Source organism: Streptomyces sp. NPDC007917 (assembly GCF_042959105.1).
In the GTDB taxonomy this organism is placed as follows: domain Bacteria; phylum Actinomycetota; class Actinomycetes; order Streptomycetales; family Streptomycetaceae; genus Streptomyces.
Genome location: NZ_JBIBKK010000004.1, coordinates 1 through 20,872 on the forward strand (window position 1 = coordinate 1; position 20,872 = coordinate 20,872).

Consider the following 20,872-nt stretch of genomic DNA (forward strand, 5'->3'; position numbering starts at 1 on the left):
CCACCAACATCACCCGACACCAACACCAACACAGGCGCCGCATCACCCAACACAAAAGCAATCCGCTCAACCGGATACTCCGGATCAACCGACAAAAACCCCGCACCCGCCTTCACCACACCCAAAACCACCGCCACCCACACAGCCCCACGCGGCAACACCACCCCCACCACATCCCCAACCCCCACACCCCGCCCCACCAACCAACGCGCAATCCGATTCGACAACACATCAAGCTCCCCATAACTCCAACACCCATCCCCCCAATCCACAGCCACCGCATCCGGAACAACCGCCACCTGCGCCGCAAACAACCCCACCAACGAAACATCAACAACATCAGAACGCACATTAACCGACCATGTGTCCAGCCGCTCTCGTTCGTCCTCCGTCAGAATGTCAAGTGAGCTGATCGGCCGGGACGGGTCGTCGGCCACGGCCCGCAACAAGCGTTCCCACCGTGTGGTGAAGGCCTCGATGGTGGCACGATCGTAGAGGTCGGTCGCGTACTCGATGGTGCCGGCCAGTCCGGCGGGCATCCCCTCGCGGTCCCGTTTCTCGGACATGCTGATGAAGGCGTCGAAACGCGAGGAACCGGTGGGCCAGATCTTCGAGTCGGCGTGCAAATCCGGCAGGATGAAGGAGGCCTCCGCGTTGTTCTGCAGGACCAGTGCCACCTGGAAGAGCGGATGCAGCGCGGCCGAGCGCTGTGGGTTGAGCTTCTCCACCAGATACTGGAACGGCACGTCCTGGTGTGCATACGCGGCCAGGCTCGTCTGCCGCACGCGCGCCAGGAGATCGGTGAAGGAGGGGTCGCCGGAGGTATCGGTGCGCAGCACGAAGGTGTTGACGAAGAAGCCCACCAGGTCGTCCAGGCTCTCGTTGGTACGCCCGGCCACCCCACTTCCGATCGGGATGTCGGTGCCGGCGCCCAGTCGTGTCAGCAGCGCCGCCATCGAAGCCTGCAGCACCATGAAGAGGGTCGCACCGGTCCGGTGGGCGAGTTCTGTCAGGGAGCGTCGCAGATCCTCGCCCAGGCTGAATTCGAAAGTGTCACCGTTGTAGGTGGCGATGGCAGGGCGAGAGCGGTCAGCGGGGATCGTGACCTGCTCAGGAAGGTCCGACAGTGCCTCGGCCCAGTATTCGTACTGCCGGCTGAAGATGCTCTCGGGGTCGCTCTCCCGGCCGAGCAGGCCGCGCTGCCACAGCGTGTAGTCGGCATAACGGACCGGAAGTGCGGGCCAGTCGGGCTCATCGCCGTTCCGTCGGGCGGTGTAGGCGGCCATGAGGTCGCGAGCCAGCGGAGCCAGCGACCAGCCGTCCGCGGCAATATGGTGCATGACCAGCATCAGGACCGATTGGCCCTCGTCGACGACGAACAGCTCGGCATGGAAGGGCACATCGGTACGAATGTCGAAGGTACGCCGAGCCACTCGGTCGCACGCGACGGTCAGTTCGTCCACCGCGATCCGCCGGACGGTCAGTTCGACATGTGCCTCTTCGGCGGTGAGCAGGTGCTGCACCGGCTCACCACCGGTCTCCCGGAACACCGTGCGCAGCGGCTCATGGCGGGCGATCACCGCATTCAGTGCGTACTGCAGGGCGCTCTGATCCAGGCTGCCGTCGAAGCGTACGGCGAGAGCGATGTTGTACGTGGCGGAGGGGCCCTCCAGTTGGTGGAGGAACCAAAGCCTCTCCTGTGTGAAGGAGAGCGGAAGCACGGCGGCGGTGGGCCGGGGGGCGAGCGCGGGCCGAACCGCACCGTGGTGTTCGTCCAGCCGCCGTGCGAGCTGGGCCACAGTGGGTGCCTCGAACAGGACGCGCAGCGGGACATCGACGTCCAATTCCGCGCGCAGGCGGCTCAGCAGGCGAGTGGCGAGCAGGGAGTGGCCGCCAAGGGTGAAGAAGTTGTCGTCGACGCCCACGCCGTTCAGTCCGAGGATCCCGCCGAAAAGGGTGCAGAGCAGCTCCTCCTGGGCCGTACGAGGGGCGTGCCCGGTGACGAGCGAGGCGAAATGGGGGGCGGGCAGGGCTCGCCGGTCGACCTTGCCGTTGGGTGTCGTCGGCATGCGGTCGAGTGGCAGCACGACGGCGGGGACCATGTGGCCGGGCAGCAGCTGCCGCAACCGCTCGCGGAGCGCCTCCGAGGAGAAGCCCTCGGGTGTGGCCGGCACAGCGTAGGCCACCAGCCGGGTGCCTCCGACGGACTCGTCACTGCGGGCGACCACCACGGCCTGCGCGATGGCGTGCTGCTCCAGCAGCACGGCCTCGACCTCTCCGGGCTCGACGCGGACACCGCGGATCTTGACCTGGTCGTCACTGCGGCCGACGTACTCCAGCTCCCCGTCGCGGTTCCAGCGACCCCGGTCGCCGGTGCGGTACATCCGGTCGCCAGGTTCGCCGAAGGGGTCGGCGACGAAGCGCTCGGCGGTCAGCCCGGGCCGATTCAGGTAGCCGCGGGCCACCCCGCGCCCGGAGATGTACAGTTCGCCGACGACGTCCACCCCCGTGGGCCGGAGCGTCTCGTCCAGGACGTGAACGCGCACGTTGAAAAGTGGCCGTCCGATCGGCACCAGGCGACCGGAGAGCGCGGCACTGGCAGTGGCGTATACCGTGCACTCGGTCGGGCCATAGGCATTGATCATCAGACGGCCCGGGGACCACCGCCGCACCAGCTCGGGCGGGCATGCCTCGCCGATCATGGTCAGGGTGCGCAGCCCGGTCAGCTCCGTCTCGCTCGCCGGGGGCAGTGTCTCCAGCACCGAGGCCGTGACGAAGGCATGGCTTATCCGCCGGTCTTCAATCGTCCGGCGCAGCTCCGGACCGCTCAACACGTCACTGCTGGTCAGTATCAGGGCAGCGCCTGAGGTCAGCGCGACAAAGATCTCCGATACCGAGGCGTCGAAGCCGAGCGAGGCAAGTTGCAGCACCCGGCTGTCCGGGGCGACCCGACAGCGCTCTCTCATCGCGGTGGTGAGACTTGCCTGGCCGGTGTGGCTTACCGCCACTCCCTTGGGGCGGCCGGTGGAGCCGGAGGTGTAGATGGTGTAGGCCAGGTCCGCGGGCCGCAGTGTCGTGCGCCGCTGTGTATCCGTGGGGTTGTCGGACGGCTGATCGGCCACCGTGTCCGCGAGGTCTTCGGCCGCGAGCACCTCGCGGCCGGGAGCGGCAAGGCGGGGAGTGAGTTCTGCAGTGGTGAGCAGCACCATCGGTTCGGCGTCGGCGAGCATGAAGCCGATCCGTTCGGCCGGATAGGCGGTGTCGATCGGCAGGTAGGCGGCGCCTGCCTTCATGATGCCGAGGACGGCGACGATCTGCTCGGCGCAGCGCGGCAGGGCCACCCCAACCAGGTCGCCCGGGCCGGCACCGCGGTCGATCAGCCAGTGCGCGAGCTCGTTTGCTCTACGGTTCAACTCCGCATAGTTCAGGACCCGTTCGCCGTCCTCCAACGCGGTGCGATGGGGTGTTTTCGCGACCTGGGCCTCGAACAGCGCGGGCACGGTGGCGTCCTCGACGTCGCCCCGTTCGTTCCGTCCCCAGGCGGCTGGGGGCGGCACCTGTGCGAGGTCTTCGCCGCCTGTGTCGAAGGGCTCGGGGAGCGGCATGTCTTTGCTGGTCAAGGAGGACTCCACAAAAGAGGCGACGTGTGTCCAGTCGGGCAGCCGGTGGCTTGCTGACGTCGACTTCTCGTCTGAACCCGAGAGGAACGGACGGGTCGGCGGGAGCAGGCCGATGCGACCGGCTGCGGGGAAGGGCGGCCTGCCGACCGGCGGTCATCGGGTGGCCGGTCATTACACGGGGCAGCGACCTTTCGCGGGAGAGAGTCATCTCGGAGGTGGTCGCTTTTGAGGATCCTTGCCAACGCTTGCAACCTTGTCAAGGCCGGTCGTGAGAGCACCATTACGCCATGTCCACAAGTAACAACCCATGCTGTCGGCAATCCTTGACGATGCGCCGGAGGCTGTGCAGTGATAGCTGTTCTTCGCATCACTCAGGAAGGCCGGAAGAACGGGACCTGACAATAATGCAGTCGTACCCAATAGACGATGGTTCACCGACTTCGAGTGAACCGGGTATTTCCGAAGATGCGGTCTACGACATTCTCGGAGTCGGCTTCGGGCCCTCCAACATCGCCCTCGCCGTGGCGGTCGACGAGCAAAACGCACAGATGCCGGAGCGCCCATTGCGGGCTGGATTTCTCGAGCGCAAGGAGGTCTTCGGCTGGCACGAGGGCATGCTGCTCGAGTCGGCGACCATGCAGATCAGCTTCCTCAAGGACCTGGTGACAATGCGCAATCCGCGCAGCCGGTTCACCTTCCTGGAGTACTTGTCCGCTTGCGGCCGACTGGTCCCGTTCATCAATCACAAGACACTGTTCCCGTTGCGGACCGAATTCCATGACTATCTCGAGTGGGTGGCCGACCAGTTCGGCGAATTGGTTCGGTACGGCTCCGAGGTGGTGGACGTCCGCCCGGTGGACACGGAAGGCGTGGTCGGTCACCTCGACGTCGTCTCCCACGAGGCAGGTGACCTGGTGACCCGCCGGACCCGCAATCTGGTGGTGGCCAGCGGGATCGTCCCCTCGCTGCCGCCGGGCGTCGAACGCTCCGATCGTCTCTGGCACAGTGCGGAGTTCCTGACCAGGCTCCGGCACATCGACGGGGCTCCATCGGTGTGCACCGTGGTGGGGGCCGGCCAAAGTGGCGCGGAAGTCGCCGCCCATCTGCACGAGAACTTCCCCGATGCGGCTGTCCACGTCGTGCTCTCACGCTATGGCTACAGTCCCGCCGACGACTCGCCATTCGTCAACCGGATATTCGATCCGGAGGCCGTGGACGAGTTTTATTTCGCACCCCCACCGGTTCAGCAGAAGTTCTTCGAATACCATGCGAACACCAACTACTCGGTGGTCGACACCGATCTCATCGAAGATCTGTACCGCCGCCTCTACAGGGAGACAGTGCGCGGGCGCCGGCGGCTGCATATGCACCGGATGACCGCGCTGCGGCAGGTGGAAACATCGGCGGACCGGGTGCGGCTCCATCTGGAGCACCTGTCCACTGGCGGGCACCGCGAGCTCGATTCGGACCTGGTCGTCTTCGCGACCGGCTATCGGCCCATGGATCCCCTGACGGTGCTCGGCACCACGGCGGATCTGTGCAAGCGCGACGCCACAGGCCGGCTGCGGGTTCAGCGCGACCACCGGGTGGTCACAGTGGGATCGGCCGAATGCGGAATTTATCTTCAGGGCGGCACCGAACACACCCACGGACTGTCCTCCTCACTACTGTCCACCGCCGCCGTTCGATCGGGAGAAATAGTCCGGTCCATTGTCGAATCTCTCGCCGGTCCCGGCTCGATGCCGAGCACCCGAGCCGGGGCGACAGAACGACAGGAAAGGCCATCGCCATGTACGTCCCTGACCAGTACCGAGCACCGAATCCGTCCTGGACGATCGACCTGATCCGCCGACATCCGCTGGCCCTGCTCGTCACCAACGGTCCTGACCAGCCCCGTGCCACCCACCTGCCGGTGGTCCTCGCCGCTGATGCCGACAACGACCACTTGGGCGAAGACCTGATCGGCCGGCACATCCGCGGCCATATGAACCGGCTCAACCCCCACTGGAAGGCGCTTTCCGAGACAGAGCACGCGCTGCTGGTCTTCCAGGGTCCCGGCTCCTATGTGTCCCCGACCGTCTACGGCACCTCCCCCGCCGCGCCGACCTGGGACTTCAGCTCGGTGCACATCCACGGCGCGATAGAGATGATCGACGACCCCGAGGAACTGCGGCAGCTCGTACGGGCCACCGTGCGCATCTTCGAACGGGAGGTCGGAACTGGCTGGGACATGAACGGCTCGCTGGAGTACTTCGAGCGGTTGCTGCCCGGGATCGGCGGATTTCAGATGGAGGTCCGTGGCGTCGACAGCATGTTCAAGCTCAGCCAGGAGCAGCCTCCCAGGACGGTGGCCAAGGTGGTCGATGCCTTTCGTGCCTGCCCACGGGAGCAGGAACTCGCTGATCTCGTCGAACGCGCCGCTGCCGACGGCCTTGCCTGAACCCCGTCGGATGCCTGCCGGGCGCTGGTGTTCAACTGTTCATTCCGAGCAGTTGAACACCCCCGAGGGCAGTTGAACACCTCCGAGCCGGCTCAGACCGAGCGTCGTTCCAACTCCTCCGCGAACAAGATCCAGTTCCGGGCGCAGGCTCGGGCGAAGGCCACCACCGCGACCGTCGCGTGCGGCGGTACCTGTTTCGCGAATCCGTGCCACTCGGCGATGCCGTTGGCGTGCGAGCCGAGCCAACGCAGCAATTGCCGACGAGCCTCGTTGAATCGCAGTGACGGATCCCGGCGGAGCCGTTCGACGATCTGGAGCGGCTGGGCGGCGTCCCGGTCGTCCCATCCGGGAAGTCGGCCGCTTGCCTCAACCCTCCCCGTCACGGCCACCGTGGTCCCACGGCCGCCCGTCGCCTTCGCCTGCTCGTTCGCGGGCACGGGACTTTGGCCACGCTTCATCCGTTCTCGAACGTCCCGCACGGTGGCCGGTGCCAGCCCGACCGCGGAGGCGATCTCGCGCAATGAGGCACCTGGCCGCTCTGCCAGCAGCGTTCCGGCCAGCTGACGAGCCGCGGCCGTGCTGAGCGGGCGCACCCGCCCGTCCCGGCCGACCCGGCTGTCGAGCTGCTCACCCGCCGATTCCCGCTCGCGGATCGCGCCCACCGTGGACGCGGCGAGCGCGGTGATACCCGCGATCACCCGGTTCGACCAAGCGGGGTACGAGCGGAGAATGCGAGCGGCTGCCGCCGTGCGGTCCGCGAGTGTCAGTGGCAGGCCATGTGCGCTGTTGGCCTTGACCGCCGCGACGAAGACCGATTCCCGGTCGCCCTCCATGTAACAGACCTCAACGGCCTGTTGGTCGCGCAGACGGGCGGCGAGGAAGCGGTGGGTTCCATCCACGACCGTCATCGATGGCCAGTGGACCAGAATCGGTGGCAGCGGCTCATCCATCTGGGCCAGAGCCTCGATGTGCTGCCGGTCGGGCTCGAGCAACCTCGGTGACTCCCCGAGTCGTAGGGCCTCGATCGGCACGGAAGCGGGCCGGACTTCGGCGATGGAGGCAGGCGCGGCCTCCCTTCCGTCGTCCGGTTCCCGAACCTGGGTTCCATCGAACAAGTCTGCCACGAGACGGCCTCCCCCATTCGGCCCACTCGCCCCGCTGCGCGCGGCTCGCGACAAGTCCGCCGCATGCCCCCGCCGACGGGAGGTCGGCCTGCTGCTCCTGCTGTACTGAACTGGTGTCCCACCGTGTCGAGGCCGCCTTGTGGAAACCTTCGGAAAATCTGGAATCGAGCTGGACCCGTTGGTTCAGCGACGGGTAGAACCACTGCTCAAGTGATCAACCGTATGAGGACGGGGATGGCGGTACGGTTCGGGGTCCTGGGCCCCATTACGGTATGGCGGAACGATGCGGCAGTGTCCATCGGACACGCACGACAACGACACGTGCTGGCAGCGTTGCTCGTCGACACCGGGAAAGCAGTGCCAACGGATGTGCTGGTGGACCGGGTGTGGGGGGAGGCCGCCGCGCGGCACGGCCCGGACGCGTTGTACGGCTATATCTCCCGGCTACGGCAGGTGCTGGCACGGGTCGCGGCGGACATCACACGAGAGCACGGCGGCTACCGGCTGACAGCGGATCCAGCCGCAGTGGATGTGCACCGCTTCCGCGACCTGGTCAGCCGGGCTCGCTCCTTGGCCGACGGGGAGCAGGCTGCCGCACTGTGGGCGGAGGCCCTGAGCCTGTGGCGGGGGAAGGCGTTCGCTGAGGCCGACACCCCCTGGTTCAACTCGCAGCGCGAGCTTCTGGACGGTGAGCGGATGGCTGCGCGGCTGGACCTGGCCGACATGCAGCTGCGGCTGGGACAGCACTGCGAGATCCTGCCCGAACTCCTCGCCCTGGCGGAAACCTGTCCGATGAACGACCGGGTGGCCGGCCAGGTGATGCTGGCGCTGTACCGCAGCGGACGGGCCGCGGACGCGCTGACCCATTACCGGGGCGTCCAGGGGCGATTGGCGAAAGAGCTGGGTATCGACCCCGGCCCCGCGTTACAACATCTCCACCAGCGGATGCTCGCCGCCGATCCAACCCTGACAGAGCCCGCCTCCGCCGTCCCTGCCACGGCGGCGGTGCACAGTCCGGTGCCACACCAGTTACCCGCACCCCCCGCGGCATTCACCGGCCGCTCCCGCGAACTCGCCCAGCTCGACTCCATGCTGGACGCCGAGGCGCGGGAGGGGGGTACGGTGGTGATCTCAGCCATCGGCGGCCCCGGCGGCATCGGTAAGACCTGGCTGGCCCTGCGCTGGGCTCACGATCAGCAGATGCGGTTCCCGGACGGGCAGCTGTACGCGGACCTGCGCGGCTTCTCACCTTCAGGGAAACCGGTGTCACCGGCGGTCGTGCTGCGCGGATTCCTCGAAACGCTCTGCACCGACCCCGCGACAATCCCCGCCGACTCGGATGCCATGGCCGGGTTGTTCCGCAGCCTGACCGCCGACAAACACATGCTCATCGTCCTCGACAACGCCCGCGACACCGCCCAGGTCGCCCCGCTGCTGCCCGGCAGCCCGACGTGCACCGTCGTCATCACCAGCCGGAACCAGCTCACCGGCCTCGCCACCGCCCACGGCGCTCAGCCCCTCACCTTGGACGTCCTCACCGATGCGGAGGCCCGTCGACTGCTCACCCGACGCCTCGGCCCGCACCGGATCGCCGCAGAACCCCAGGCCGCTGAAGCGCTGCTGAAACACTGTGCGGGTTTGCCTTTGGCAGTCAGCATCGTGGCGGCGCTGGCCGACACCCGGCCCGACTTCCCGCTCGCCACGCTGGCCGAGGAACTCCATGACGTCGGCACGCGGCTCGACGCCCTGGACACCGGCGACATCATTGCCGACCTGCGTGCCGTGTTCTCCTCCTCGTACCACGCCCTCGACCCGGACACGGCGCAAACCTTCGGACTCATCGGCCTGGCACCGGGCCCCGACATCAGCCTGTCCGCCATCGCGGCCCTCACCGCCCTTCCCATCCCACGGGTACGCGCACTCCTGCGCAGGCTGCAGGCCGCACATCTGGTCCAAGAGCACACCCCCGGCCGCTACCGGATGCACGACCTCATCCGCCTGTACGCCACAGAGCGCGGCCTCAGCCGGCCCACCGCCGTCCGCAGGGCAGCACTGCACAGGCTGATGGACTTCTATCTCCACACGGCCCGCCTTGCCGACGGGTTGCTGGACCCGCACCGCGACGTGCTCCAGCTGACAACCCCCCGGGAGGGGGTCACCCCCGAGGGTCTGGCCGACCACGGCGCGGCACTGGACTGGTTCACCGCTGAGCACCCGGTGCTGCTCGCCGCCGTCGACCTGGCGATCAGCGCCGGCTTCGACACCTACGTCTGGCAGCTGGCCTGGGCCCTCGAGACGTACTTCGACTACCGGGGCCACTGGCATGACTGGGCGGCCAGCCAGCAGTCCGCCCTCGAGACCGCGCAACGGCTCGGGGACCGGTTGGCACAGGCAGGCGCACACCGCAGCCTCGGCGTCCTCAACACCCAGATGGGCCGTCTCGACGACGGATACACCCACTTCCAGCGCGCCTTGGCCATCTACGACCACGTCGGGGACCACTTGGGCCAAGCGCACACCCACCGCGGCCTGGGGTGGGTGTGCGATCAGCAAGGCCGTCGGCAGGACGCGCTCGACCACAACGAACGGGCGCTGAGGCTCTACCAGCGGGTCGGCCACCGGACCGGGCAGGCCATGGCACTGAACAACGCCGGGTGGCTGCACGCGATGCTCGGCAACTACCGGCAGACTCTCGACTACTGTGCCCGGGCCGTGGCCCTCAACCAGGAGATCGGCGACCAGCACGCCGAGGCGGGGGCATGGGACAGCCTCGGCTTCGCACATCATCACCTCGCCGCCTACGACGACGCCACGGACTGCTACGAGCGGGCCCTCGGCCTGGTCCGCCGGTTCGGCGACCGATATAACGAAACGGAGATCCTGAACCATCTCGGCGATACCCATGTCGCCGCCGGCAGGCCTGATACGGCCGGGCCTGTCTGGCGGAAGGCCCTCGAGATCGCTGACGAGATTTGCCACCCGGCCGCCGACGAACTCCAGGTCAAACTCACGGCCCTCGGCCAGGGGAGCCACGACGACGGCCCATAGCCACACTTCCATCGACGAGCCGTGGGGGCGTGGCGAAAAGGATGGCCAGGCGGATCAGGAATCAAGAAGCGCCGCTCCCTGCCCCGCAGTTAGCGTGGCTGCCATGGACATCACCAATCACACGAGGGTCCTCCCGCACCGTGGCCCCGGCGTCCTTGGGGCCACCGACGACGAGCGCCGTATCGCAGGAGTGGCGGACAGCTGAGACGAGACCGATCCCAGGTGCATCTTCACGAGGTCCTCTCGATGTTCCGACGCCTTGTTCCCCCCGCCTACCGGCCGGTGCTCGCCAATCCGGTGTTCCGGCGACTGATCCTCGGCTTCGCGGTCTCGTACCTCGGGGACGGGATGAGCTTCGTCGCGGTGGCATGGCTGGCCATCGAGCTCGCACCGCAAGCGGCCACGGGACTGTGGGTCGGCGGCGCGGTGGCCGCCTACACGTTGCCGGGCGTGGTCGGCGCGCTGGTGTTCAGCCGCCGCCTGCGCCGGGTGCCGGCCGGACGGCTGCTGCTCGCCGACAACGTGGTGCGCGCCGTGTTTCTCGGCGCCGTACCGCTCGCCTGGTTCGCGGGGTTGCTCACGCCGTCGCTGTACGTCGTGCTGCTCGCGGTCTCCTCCCTGCTGCACGCGTGGGGCAGCGCGGGCAAGTACACCCTGCTGGCCGAGTTGCTGCCCGACGAGCAGCGGCTCGCTGCGAACACCCTCGTCAGCTCGCTCAACTTCGCTGCCACGATCGCCGGGCCCGCGGTCGCCGGTGTTCTGGTGACGTACGTCAGCTCCGCGCTGGTGCTCGGCCTGGACGCGCTCACCTACCTCTTCCTCGCCGTGCTCGTCGTGCGTACCCGCCTGCCGGAGTCGGGAGAAGTCGACGCCGTCGACCAGGCGGCCGCCCGCGGCGGTCTCGCGTTGCTGCGATCCCATCCCGAACTGCTCGGACTTCTGACGCTCACCTGGTTCTTCAACCTGCTGTACGGTCCGGTCGAGGTCGCCCTGCCGCTCCACGTGACCGACGACCTGCACGCACCGGGCACGCTGCTCGGCCTGTACTGGATGCTGTTCGGCATCGGCGCGCTGCTCGGCGGACTCGCGGCCGGTGCGCTGCGGCGGCTGCCACTGTGGCCCGTGACGGTGGGCATCGTGGTCGGCTGGGGGCTCTCGCTGCTGCCGTTCGGGTTCGACGTACCGACGGCCGTCACCGTCGCGGCGTTCACGCTCGGCGGTGCGATCTACGGACCGTTCGTGGCGCTCTCGGTGACACTCATGCAGGCGAAGTCGCCACCGCACCACCTGGCCGCGATGCTCGCGGCCCGCAGCGCGGCCCTGCTCACCGCATCGCCACTCGGCACCGCGATCGGCGGACCGCTCACCGCGGCGCTGGGCCCACGAGCGACGCTCGGCGGCTCGGGACTCGCCACCGTGGCCCTCGGCGTCGTCGCCTGCATGCTGCTGCTGATCCGGCGCAGGAACCGTTGAGGTAACGCACAGGCGTGCCCTCACTTCGGCGGAACCCCAGCAATCTGTGTACTCAAGGATATGATTAGTCATTTTCTTGAGTATGATGCGGTGGCGGACGAGGAGAGGGAAGGAGCTGCTTCGATGGCCTTGCGACATGCCGTTCTGGCGGCGCTGCTGGACGGCGAATACAGCGGATACCAGCTGTCGAAGGCGTTCGATGTCGGCGTCGCGAACTTCTGGCACGCCCTGCCCCAGCAGCTGTACGCCGAGCTGACCAAGCTGGAGAGGGAAGGGCTGGTCGCCGGTCGGGAGGTGGTCCAGGAGACCCGGCCCAACAAGCGCCTGTTCCACGTCACCGACGCCGGTCGCGCCGAGCTGGAAGAGTTCACCGCGGCCGTGTCGAAGCCCTCGTTCATCCGCGACGATCTACTGGTCAAGGTCCAGGTCGCCGACCGGATCGGCACCGCGTCGGTGATCGGGCAGCTCGAAGAGCGGGCATCCGCGGCCGACGCCAAGATCGAACTTCTGGGCAATCTGCTGCGGCAGATGCGTGGCGACGCGGACGAAGAGGATTTCCTGCGCCGAGGCACGCGGATCGGTCCGTATCTCACGTGCCTGCGCGGCTTGGCATTTGAGCAGGGCCACCGGGACTGGTGCCTGCGGATCGCGACTGTCCTGCGGGAGAGGAAGACGACTCATGCCGAGCGGTGAATATGTGCGCTACGTCGCCCTGGGCGACAGCCAGACCGAGGGGCTGGGCGACGGGGACGACCTCGGCGGCCTGCGCGGCTTCGCCGACCGGTTCGCCGAGCACCTCGCAGCCGTCAGCCCCGGGCTCCGTTACGCCAATCTGGCCGTACGAGGGCGTGTCGCCGCCCAGGTCCACGCTGAACAGCTGGAGCCTGCCCTCGCCCTGCGCCCCGATCTGGCCACCGTGGTCGCCGGGGTCAACGACCTGCTCCGGCCCCGGTTCGACGCCGCGGAGGTGGCCGGGCACCTGGAGGAGATGTTCGCCGCGCTCACGGCGGCGGGGGCCCAGGTGGTGACACTGACCTTCCCCGACGTGGGAAAGATCGCGCCCCTGGCCCGGCCCATCAGGTCCCGGGTGTTCCACCTCAATACCCGCATCCGTGCCGCGGCCGCCCGACACGGGGTCACGGTCGCCGAAACCGCCCGGCACGCCATCGCCACCGACCCACGGCTGTGGAGCGCGGACCGACTCCACGCGAGCCCCTTGGGCCACGAGCGGATCGCCGCTGCCCTGGCCGAAGCCATCCACCTGCCCGGAAGCGACGACGCTTGGACGCGCCCCCTGCCGCCACAGGCGGTCCCCAGGGGCCTGCACGCCGCAGCGGCCGAACTGCGCTGGGCAGCGGCGTTCCTCGGTCCCTGGGTCGGGCGCCGGCTGCGCGGTCAGTCCTCAGGCGACGGCCGCACCGCGAAGCGCCCGCAGCTTTTGCCCCTTGGCGCCATGCCCACGTCCCCGGCAGACATCGCTCAACGCGAACCCACGTAAGGACAGCATCGGCCACGGGACGGCAAGGGAGCAGCGGATGTCGGGTGAGGACGACGCCGGCCGGGCGTCTGCCGGGTTCGAGGTGGCTACCGGCGCCGGGCCGCTCCCCGCGGGGAGCGGCCCAGGGCGGGAAGCCGCGGTTCAGGCGGCGTTCGAGGGACTGCTGCAGATCCGGCGGCTGATGAACACCGCTCCCCCTGAGCGTGCGCCCGCGGAATGGGAACGGCGCCGGCCGGTGCGCGCTGTGGCCCTCGCCCTCGAGGCCGCCGGCGTTCCGCCGTCCGCCACCGACGCGAAGGGGCGCCGCGTCGCGACCGGATACTGCGTCAGCGCGACCGACCAGCCCGGCATCGTGCGGGTCGAGTGGCTGGGCCCGCCGGGCAGCGGTGCCGCGTACGCGGCTCAGGACGAGTTGAGGGGCTGCGTGGCCGCGTTGCGCCGGCTGGGCTGGGAAGCCTTGGAATACCGAGGGCCACGCGGCCGCCGTTACCTCGAGGTCGAGCCTGCCTCCCCGCCGGTGGGGTGAGTCGGCAGACGGTCGACGCGGGAGATTTCCCCCACGGCTGCGATCGTCGACCACAGCTGAAGCCGCGTCAGTCCAGGCAGAACTCGTTGCCCTCGGGGTCGACCATCACGATGAAGCCGGCGCTCATCGGAGGGGCCGGCTCGTGGCGACGCACACGCGTCGCTCCCAGCGCGACGAGCCGGTCGCACTCGACCTCCAGCGCCGCCATCCGCTCCTCTCCCCGCAGCCCGGGCGCCGCACGGACGTCGAGGTGGACGCGGTTCTTGGCGGCCTTGTCCTCCGGCACCTGCTGGAAGAACAGCCGTGGGCCGTGTCCGTCCGGGTCCTCGATGGCCGAGCGCGTATTGCGCTCCTCCTCCGGTACGCCGACCCGCGCGAGGAAGTCGTCCCAGGCGGCCAGCGGATCGGCGCCCTCAGGCAGGTCGACTCCGGGCGGGCCGGGATGGACATAGCCCAGCACGTCCCGCCAGAAGGACGACAGGGCCTGCGGGTCGTGGGCGTCGAACGTGACCTGGATGTGGCGGCTCATCGGGTTGCGCCTTTCGCAGCGGCATTTGTGTGCAGGTAGAGGTCGCGCAGCAGGCAGACCTCGGAAAGGTGGTGAATCAGCTCACGGTGGATGTGCAGCACCAGACCGGCCATGGACAGCTCGAGGGCCGACTCGGGGTAGGGCTCCTTCTCACCGACCGGGGCCCGGAGCCCGGCCTCGCCGAGGCCGCGCACCCCGGTCAGCCAGACGTCGAGCTGGGTCTCGAGTTGGTCGAGCGCGGTGGCCGCGCTGCCGGCGTACTCCCAGGTCTGGTACGACGCCGCCGGCGCGCCGAAGTGCGCCGCGCTGTGCGCGGCGAGCACGCCGACGATGACGTGGCCGAGTCGCCAAGCGATGGTGGTGAAGGGCTCGGGGACCGGCTCGGGGAAGGCATAGTCGATCGTGAAGTCCCCGACGCCGGCCTGCACGGGGGCGGTCGAGCTGCCGCGCGGCCACACACTCCAGGCGTCCGGCGTCGGCGACCAGAAGTACTCGTCGTCGGTCAGGCCGTCGAGCCGGGGCCGGAGCTGATGGTTCCAGTGGAACTCCCACTGCTCACGCAGTGTCCGGTTCCAGTCGTGTTCGTCTGCGTCCATGGAGCCACCCTGACACCCCTAGCGGACCGTATCGGTCCGCTATCTGGCAGGGTGGGCCACATGGGCGTGGCAAGCGGTGACGAACGCGGTACGACGGAGCGGGTGCTCACCCTGCTCGGGCTCCTCCAGCAGCGCCGGGTCTGGACCGGACCCGAGCTCGCCGACCGGCTCGGGGTCACGCCGCGCACGGTACGGCGTGATGTCGATCGGCTGCGCACGCTCGGCTACCCGGTGCAGGCCACCCAGGGGGTGGGCGGCGGCTACCAGCTCGGCCCGGGACAGGACCTGCCGCCGCTGCTTCTCGACGACGAGGAGGCGATCGCCACGGCGGTCTCGCTGCTCGCGGGCGCGGGTGGCGCGGTCGTCGGCGCCAGGGACGCCGCACTCCGGGCGCTGACCAAGCTCGACCGGGTGCTGCCCACCCGGCTGCGGCACGAGGTGCGCGCGCTCTCCGGCTCGGTGGAGTCCTTCGGCGGAGGCACCACACCGGTCGACCCCGTGGTGCTCATGACGCTGGCCAGAGCCTGCCGCGACGAGGTCGAGGCCGACTTCGACTACCCGTCCGGGGGCGAGGTACGGCGGCGGCGGGTCGAGCCCTACCGCCTGGTCGCCTCGGATCGGCGCTGGTACCTCCTCTCCTACGACCTCGACCGGGACGACTGGCGCAACTTCCGCGTCGACCGGATGACCGCTGTGTCGGCGCGGACCTGGCGCTTCTGCCCGCGCACGGCGCCCGACGCGGCGACGTATGTGCAGGAGAGCGTGGCGAGTCGGGTCTACCCGCACCAGGCGCGCTTCCTCGTGCACGCGTCGGCCGACACGGTGCGCGCGCAGATTCCGGCATCAGCGGCCGTCGTACGGTCGCGAGGAAGCGGGCTCTGCGAGGTGCTCACCGGCGCCCCCAGCCTCGACTTCGTGCTCATGCAGGTGCTCCTGCTGGGGCACGGCTTCGAGGTGCTCGACCCTCCCGAGCTCGCGAGGCGCTGCCGGACACTGGCGGAGAGGCTGCTGTCGGCGGGTGCGAGGGTCCCGGAGCAGGGGGACTGAGATACTCCGGTCATGGACGCAGGGATCATGGGGAACACGGCGCGACCTGACATAGCGGCGCCCGCACGGACCACGTCGAGGCACGTCACGGGCTGGATGCTGCGTTCGGGGGCGGCCGCGGACATCGAGGCCGTCGCGGAGTTGCGGGCCACGGTCATGCGCGCGGACTTGGAACGTCTCGGGCGCTACGACGAGCACCGGGTGCGGCAGCGGCTGCGGGATTCCTTCTCCACTCAGCACACGTCGATCATCATGGTCGGCCGTGAACTCGCGGGATGCGTCACGGTCCGGCCCTCCGAAGGCAGCCTGCCCGCCGAAGGGATGCGGTGGCTGGAACACTTCTACCTCGCTCCGCACTGGCAAGGCCAGGGGCTCGGATCCGCTGTCCTGCGCACGGTGCTGAAGGGGACCGACGCACAGGGTGTGGGCGTGGGTCTGAACGTCCTGCAGGGCAGTGCCGCCCGTCGGCTCTACGAGCGCCACGGTTTCACCGTGGAGGCCGAGGACCCGATCGACGTCTTCATGGTGCGCCCGCCGGGGGCGAGCCGCTGACGCAGCGATGAGTTTTCTCGGCCCGAAGAGTCTCATCACCGTTGTCGACAACACGGGAGGAACACGTGACTCAGCTGCTGAGAGTCCAGAACTTCAACATCTCGAGTGACGGAATCGGCGCCGGTGAGGACCAGAGCCTCGAGCATCCGTTCGGCCATGTCGATCCCGGAAGGCTGTTCGCCTGGGCCGGCGCCACGGCGAGCTGGCCCATGCGCACCGATCCCGGCGGGAGCCGCGGCCTCGACGACTACCTCACCCGGGACTACGCACGCAACATCGGCGCCGAGATCATGGGCCGTAACAAGTTCGGGCCCCAGCGCGGGCCCTGGCACGACCACGAGTGGCGCGGCTGGTGGGGTGACGAGCCCCCCTTCCGCACCCCGGTGTTCGTCATGACCCACCACAAGCGTCCTTCGTTCACGCTCTCCGACACCACGTTCCACTTCGTCGAAGGCGACCCGGCCACGGTCCTCGAGCAGGCGCGGCAGGCGGCGCAGGGCAAGGACGTCCGGCTCGGCGGCGGGGTCACCACCATCCGGCAGTTCCTCGACGCCGACCTCGTCGACACCATGCATGTGGCGGTCTCACCCGTGCGGCTCGGATCCGGGCTACGGCTCTGGGAGTCACCCGATGAACTGCTCGACCGATTCCACCTCGACGTCGTGCCCAGCCCGAGTGGCGTGACGCACCACCTGTTCTGGCGGAGGTGACGAGGCGAGACCCGTCAGGCCGGGTGTCCGCCCTCGGCCACGTCCAGGAGCAGCAGGGCCGCGCTGACCTCCACCACGGTCGCCGGAACGGAGAGGTCGAGGTCGGCCACCGCCTCGATCCGCCGCAGGCGCTGGCTCACCGTGTTGGGGTGGACACTGAGCCGCTGCGCGGCCTCCGTCCTGCTGAGCCCGCTGTCCAGATAGACGCGGAGGGTGTGCAGCAGATGGGTGCCGCGCAGCAGATCGTGCTGCCGGACCGCCGCCAGTGTGCGGTCGGCGAAGGCGACCAGTTGCCGGGCGTCGCCCAGTTGCAGGAGCAGGCCGGCCACGCCGAGATCGTCCGGGGTCACCACGGTGTCCGAACGCCCGGTGCGCAGCGCCACATCGAGCGCTCCGCGAGCGGTCCGGTACGCCTGCGCGAAGGTCCGCAGCTCGGCACCGGACACCGCGACGGTGGCTCCCTCCGCGTCCGGCAGCGAGGCCATCGCACGCCGTATCGAGGTGGCGACGGCGTCCATGCGTGCCTTCCCGTCGGCCGGGGGAGTCGGCGCTCGCGTACGAACGCTGTCCAGGGGCCACAGCGCGACCACGGCTCCCTGGTGCATGGCGACGAGGGGTCTCGGCGTGTAGGCGGCGGCGAGTTCGGAGACCAGAGCGAGTGCGCGCTGGTAGATGAGGGACCTTCGGGATTCGGTCGCCACGTCGAGCTGCCCGACGACGGCGACATGGGGGCGGGACAAGTCGTGGCCCAGTCGACGCGCCCGCTCCGCGACCGGGGGTGAATCGACGGCGGCGCCGCTCAGGATGTCGGCGAGCAGTTCGCCGCGGAGCCGGTGCTCGACCTCGGTGCCGGTGCGCAGCCGGAACAGCTCGAGCGAGATCACGAGCGAGGCGTGTTCAAGAGCCCGTTCGTCGAGGAGTGAGAACCCCGCGGCGCCGCGCGGCAGCCACACGCGGGCGACCACCTCCCCCGCCAGCCTCACCGTGGCGGCGACATATCCGCCTTCTTCTCGGACGATGCCGGTGCCGGGCGGGTGCGGCACCGATGGATCCTCCTCCAGTGGCAGCGCGGCCCTGACGTCGCTGCCCGGCAGCTCCGAGGCGGAGCCGGTCCGCGCGAGCACGGCGCCGCGGGCGTCCTCGACGAGCACGGGCCGCGACACGAGTTCCGAAAGAGCCTGGACGATGCCGTCCAGGCCGCCGGCCCGCAGGGCGACCGCCAGGAGGCGTTGGTGTATCCGCTCCGATTTGGTCAGCAGGTCGCGCTGGCGGCGCAGCGAGATGTTCAGCTGCTGGAGTTCCTCGACCATCCGCGCCGAGGTGAGCGCGATCGCGGCGTGGTTGGCCAGCAGGGTGAGCCGCTCGACCTCGTGGTCGGTGAAGTCGTGGACGGCTGAGTGGTAGCTGTTGAGCGTGCCGACCACGTCGCCGCCGGCGATGAGCGGCACCGAGAGCATCGACCGGTAGCCCTGCTCCTTCGCGACCCCGCCCCACGGCGTGAACTGCGGCTCGCGGTCGATGTCCCGCACCGCGACGGGCAGACCGGACCGGTATGCCTGGCTCGACGGCGCGTGGTGGACACCGTCCCCGTGCAGGGACACCGGACGGTCGGAGTTGACGCGTGCCACGTACTCGGCCGACAGCCCGCTCCACCCCTCGATGACGAGGTTCCGCCCGGAGCTGTCGGGGATCAGGACTCCGCAGAAGTCGAACCCGAGGAGGGATCGCGCCGTGTCCGCGACGAGGCCGAGGACCTCTCGCAGGCCGCGTCCGGCGCTCACGGCCGCGCTCAGCGCCTGTACGGCCTCCAGCCAGCGGCGCAGTTCGGCGTGCGACTCGGCTCCGTCCGACCCCGCGGAGTCCGCGTCCTCCAGTGACCTCGTCGGCATACACCCAGCATGGCACGCGGCGGTGTGTCAGCGAAGACACAGATCCGGATGGATTGTGTCGGCACAGACATGGAGATGCCCGGGGACTGTCTGAATACTCGACCGCACGCTGCCGCGCCGAGGCGTGGACACCGCTCATCCCCCTCCCACACCCGCATCCGCATCCGCGGCCCTGTGCCCTTCGTGAGGACAGCCCATGAACGAGAACACCTCCCTGCTCAGCGACGCCACCAGCACGACGGCGGCGACGGCGGACGACGACACCGCGCACCGCGATCGGGCGATCGTCAACCCGTCCACCGGCGAGGTCATCCGCACCGTCGCGGACAGCACGGCGGCTGAGGTGGACGAGGCGGTGCGGGCGGCGAGGGCGGCCTTCGAATCCGGTCCGTGGCCGCGTATGCCCCGCAGTGAGCGAGCCAGGTACCTGCTGCGGTTCGCCGACGCGATCGAGGCGCACACCGAGTCGCTGTTCCAGCTGGAGACGCGGAACAACGGCCGCCCCATCACCGAGACCAGGGCGCAGCTCTCCCGCGTTCCGGAGTGGTTCCGCTACAACGCGGGTCTGCTGGCCACCCAGAGGGACGCCGTTCTGCCCGGCGACGGCCCCTATCTGACCTATCAGCGGCGGTCACCGCTCGGCGTGTGCGGCATCATCACGCCGTTCAACCACCCCCTGCTGATCCTCGCGCGCAGCCTGTCCGCGGCGCTGGCCACCGGGAACACCGTGGTGGTCAAGCCCTCCGAGATGACACCGCTGACCACGCTGGCGCTGGTCGACATCCTGCGCGAGGCCGGGCTGCCGGAGGGCGTGGTCCGTGTCGTGACCGGCGGACGCGAGGTGGGGGAACGGCTCACCGGACACCCCGACATCGCCAAGATCACGCTCACCGGTGGCACCGAGGCCGGGCGGGCCGCGGCGGTCGCCACGGCTGCCCGGTTCGCCCGCGTCACCGCGGAGCTCGGCGGCAAGACCCCGATCGTCGTGTTCGACGACATCGACCCGCGCGTCGCCGCCGAAGGAGCGGCGTTCGCCGCCTTCGTGGCGGCCGGGCAGTCCTGTGTGGCCGGTTCGCGGTTCCTCGTCCAGCGCGGGATCTACGACGACTTCGTCGAGGCGCTGAGCGCGCGGGCCTCGGCGATCCGGATCGGGGACCCGGTGCGGCCGGAGACCCAGCTGGGGCCGCTGATCAGCGGTGTCCAGCGGGACAAGGTCCTGCGCCTGATCTCGACCGGTGTCGAGGAGGGTGTCCGCGTCGCCGCCGGCGGGGGCGTTCCCGAGCTGCCGGCCGAGCTCGCATCGGGCTACTACGTGCAGCCGACCGTGCTGGCCGATGCCACGATGTCCATGACCGTCGCACGTGAGGAGATCTTCGGACCGGTCGCGGTCGTCGTGCCCTTCGACTGGGAGGACGACGCGGTCGCGATGGCCAACGACAACCGGTTCGGTCTCGGGGCCGGGGTGTGGACCCGTGACATCGCTCGTGGTCACCGGGTCGCGGACCGCGTCACCGCGGGAATGGTGTGGGTCAACGACCATCACCGGCTGGAGCCGTCGCTCCCGTGGGGCGGGGTCAAGGAGTCCGGTACCGGGCGGGATGCCGGTCAGGAGTCCTTCGACGATTTCACCTGGATCAAGACCGTCGTGGTGCGGACCGCCGCGGACGACGTCGACTGGTACGGGAACGCCGAGCCCGGCCGTCTCAACTGACTCGTCCGAGCCGACCGGCCCGCCCGTCTGAGCCGACCGGCCCGCCCGTCTGAGCCGACCGGCTGTCCCACGGCGCTTCCCCACCCCCACCGGATTCCCCCTGGTTCCC

At 69.2% G+C, this 20,872-nt stretch carries 16 protein-coding genes; 11 read left to right on the top strand and 5 right to left on the bottom strand.

Features of this window, described 5'->3' with window-relative positions; translation table 11 throughout:
- Positions 1-3,620 (bottom strand): amino acid adenylation domain-containing protein (locus ACFZDL_RS08525; protein ID WP_391190727.1); only part of this gene is annotated, 3,620 nt, incomplete at its 3' end.
- Between the two features lie 404 nt (positions 3,621-4,024).
- Here ACFZDL_RS08525 and ACFZDL_RS08530 point away from each other — a divergent pair.
- Entirely contained in the window at positions 4,025-5,464 is a 1,440-nt protein-coding gene (locus ACFZDL_RS08530) for a SidA/IucD/PvdA family monooxygenase (RefSeq protein ID WP_353589788.1), read from the top strand.
- Entirely contained in the window at positions 5,410-6,060 is a 651-nt protein-coding gene (locus ACFZDL_RS08535) for an FMN-binding negative transcriptional regulator (protein WP_353589789.1), read from the top strand. The genes ACFZDL_RS08530 and ACFZDL_RS08535 overlap by 55 nt, the downstream gene beginning before the upstream one ends.
- Before the next feature lie 92 nt (positions 6,061-6,152).
- Here ACFZDL_RS08535 and ACFZDL_RS08540 read toward each other — a convergent pair whose 3' ends face one another.
- A complete protein-coding gene (locus ACFZDL_RS08540; protein ID WP_353589790.1) occupies positions 6,153-7,184 on the bottom strand; it encodes a hypothetical protein in 1,032 nt (343 codons plus the stop codon).
- 357 nt (positions 7,185-7,541) lie between these two features.
- On the opposite strand from ACFZDL_RS08540, the gene ACFZDL_RS08545 reads away from it, so the two are divergent.
- The 5 genes from ACFZDL_RS08545 (at position 7,542) to ACFZDL_RS08565 (ending at position 13,729) form a co-directional block, all read left to right on the top strand.
- Positions 7,542-10,232, top strand: coding sequence for a BTAD domain-containing putative transcriptional regulator (locus ACFZDL_RS08545; RefSeq protein ID WP_391190730.1), 2,691 nt, complete (start codon positions 7,542-7,544; stop codon positions 10,230-10,232).
- Between the two features lie 246 nt (positions 10,233-10,478).
- Positions 10,479-11,705, top strand: coding sequence for an MFS transporter (locus ACFZDL_RS08550; RefSeq protein WP_353589792.1), 1,227 nt, complete (start codon positions 10,479-10,481; stop codon positions 11,703-11,705).
- A gap of 123 nt (positions 11,706-11,828) precedes the next feature.
- Entirely contained in the window at positions 11,829-12,398 is a 570-nt protein-coding gene (locus ACFZDL_RS08555; RefSeq protein WP_353590089.1) for a PadR family transcriptional regulator, read from the top strand.
- Complete coding sequence (locus ACFZDL_RS08560; protein ID WP_353589793.1) at positions 12,385-13,203, top strand: SGNH/GDSL hydrolase family protein; 819 nt, start codon at positions 12,385-12,387, stop codon at positions 13,201-13,203. Before ACFZDL_RS08555 ends, ACFZDL_RS08560 begins: the two co-directional genes overlap by 14 nt.
- A 37-nt stretch (positions 13,204-13,240) precedes the next feature.
- Complete coding sequence (locus tag ACFZDL_RS08565; RefSeq protein ID WP_353589794.1) at positions 13,241-13,729, top strand: hypothetical protein; 489 nt, start codon at positions 13,241-13,243, stop codon at positions 13,727-13,729.
- 67 nt (positions 13,730-13,796) lie between these two features.
- Here ACFZDL_RS08565 and ACFZDL_RS08570 read toward each other — a convergent pair whose 3' ends face one another.
- Both ACFZDL_RS08570 and ACFZDL_RS08575 read right to left on the bottom strand, forming a co-directional pair.
- A complete protein-coding gene (locus tag ACFZDL_RS08570; protein ID WP_353589795.1) occupies positions 13,797-14,258 on the bottom strand; it encodes a VOC family protein in 462 nt (153 codons plus the stop codon).
- A complete protein-coding gene (locus ACFZDL_RS08575; RefSeq protein WP_353589796.1) occupies positions 14,255-14,854 on the bottom strand; it encodes a DinB family protein in 600 nt (199 codons plus the stop codon). Before ACFZDL_RS08575 ends, ACFZDL_RS08570 begins: the two co-directional genes overlap by 4 nt.
- 60 nt (positions 14,855-14,914) lie before the next feature.
- Between ACFZDL_RS08575 and ACFZDL_RS08580 the strand changes: the two genes are divergently transcribed.
- From ACFZDL_RS08580 to ACFZDL_RS08590, 3 genes are all read left to right on the top strand, one after another.
- Entirely contained in the window at positions 14,915-15,901 is a 987-nt protein-coding gene (locus tag ACFZDL_RS08580) for a YafY family protein (RefSeq protein ID WP_353589797.1), read from the top strand.
- Positions 15,902-15,913: 12 nt separating this feature from the next.
- Positions 15,914-16,453, top strand: a complete 540-nt coding sequence (locus ACFZDL_RS08585; RefSeq protein ID WP_391190735.1) for a GNAT family N-acetyltransferase — start codon at positions 15,914-15,916, stop codon at positions 16,451-16,453.
- Between the two features lie 65 nt (positions 16,454-16,518).
- Positions 16,519-17,163 (top strand): dihydrofolate reductase family protein, encoded by a 645-nt coding sequence (locus ACFZDL_RS08590; protein ID WP_353589798.1) that lies wholly within the window; start codon positions 16,519-16,521, stop codon positions 17,161-17,163.
- A 14-nt stretch (positions 17,164-17,177) separates the two neighbouring features.
- Here the strand turns inward: ACFZDL_RS08590 and ACFZDL_RS08595 are convergent, their stop codons facing one another.
- Entirely contained in the window at positions 17,178-19,052 is a 1,875-nt protein-coding gene (locus ACFZDL_RS08595) for a GAF domain-containing protein (protein WP_353589799.1), read from the bottom strand.
- A gap of 196 nt (positions 19,053-19,248) precedes the next feature.
- On the opposite strand from ACFZDL_RS08595, the gene ACFZDL_RS08600 reads away from it, so the two are divergent.
- The gene (locus ACFZDL_RS08600) at positions 19,249-20,763 is read left to right on the top strand and encodes an aldehyde dehydrogenase (RefSeq protein WP_353589800.1); all 1,515 of its coding nucleotides are present in this window, start codon (positions 19,249-19,251) and stop codon (positions 20,761-20,763) included.
- Positions 20,764-20,872 lie beyond the last annotated feature (109 nt).

Excerpts from the sequence above, each read along its gene's own strand:
- ACFZDL_RS08530 (WP_353589788.1), top strand. The coding sequence starts at position 4,025 with ATGCAGTCGTACCCAATAGACGATGGTTCACCGACTTCGAGTGAACCG.
- ACFZDL_RS08535 (WP_353589789.1), top strand. The coding sequence starts at position 5,410 with ATGTACGTCCCTGACCAGTACCGAGCACCGAATCCGTCCTGGACGATC.
- ACFZDL_RS08550 (WP_353589792.1), top strand. The coding sequence starts at position 10,479 with ATGTTCCGACGCCTTGTTCCCCCCGCCTACCGGCCGGTGCTCGCCAAT.
- ACFZDL_RS08555 (WP_353590089.1), top strand. The coding sequence starts at position 11,829 with ATGGCCTTGCGACATGCCGTTCTGGCGGCGCTGCTGGACGGCGAATAC.
- ACFZDL_RS08560 (WP_353589793.1), top strand. The coding sequence starts at position 12,385 with ATGCCGAGCGGTGAATATGTGCGCTACGTCGCCCTGGGCGACAGCCAG.
- ACFZDL_RS08565 (WP_353589794.1), top strand. The coding sequence starts at position 13,241 with ATGTCGGGTGAGGACGACGCCGGCCGGGCGTCTGCCGGGTTCGAGGTG.
- ACFZDL_RS08570 (WP_353589795.1), bottom strand. The coding sequence starts at position 14,258 with ATGAGCCGCCACATCCAGGTCACGTTCGACGCCCACGACCCGCAGGCC.
- ACFZDL_RS08575 (WP_353589796.1), bottom strand. The coding sequence starts at position 14,854 with ATGGACGCAGACGAACACGACTGGAACCGGACACTGCGTGAGCAGTGG.
- ACFZDL_RS08580 (WP_353589797.1), top strand. The coding sequence starts at position 14,915 with ATGGGCGTGGCAAGCGGTGACGAACGCGGTACGACGGAGCGGGTGCTC.
- ACFZDL_RS08585 (WP_391190735.1), top strand. The coding sequence starts at position 15,914 with ATGGACGCAGGGATCATGGGGAACACGGCGCGACCTGACATAGCGGCG.
- ACFZDL_RS08595 (WP_353589799.1), bottom strand. The coding sequence starts at position 19,052 with ATGCCGACGAGGTCACTGGAGGACGCGGACTCCGCGGGGTCGGACGGA.
- ACFZDL_RS08600 (WP_353589800.1), top strand. The coding sequence starts at position 19,249 with ATGAACGAGAACACCTCCCTGCTCAGCGACGCCACCAGCACGACGGCG.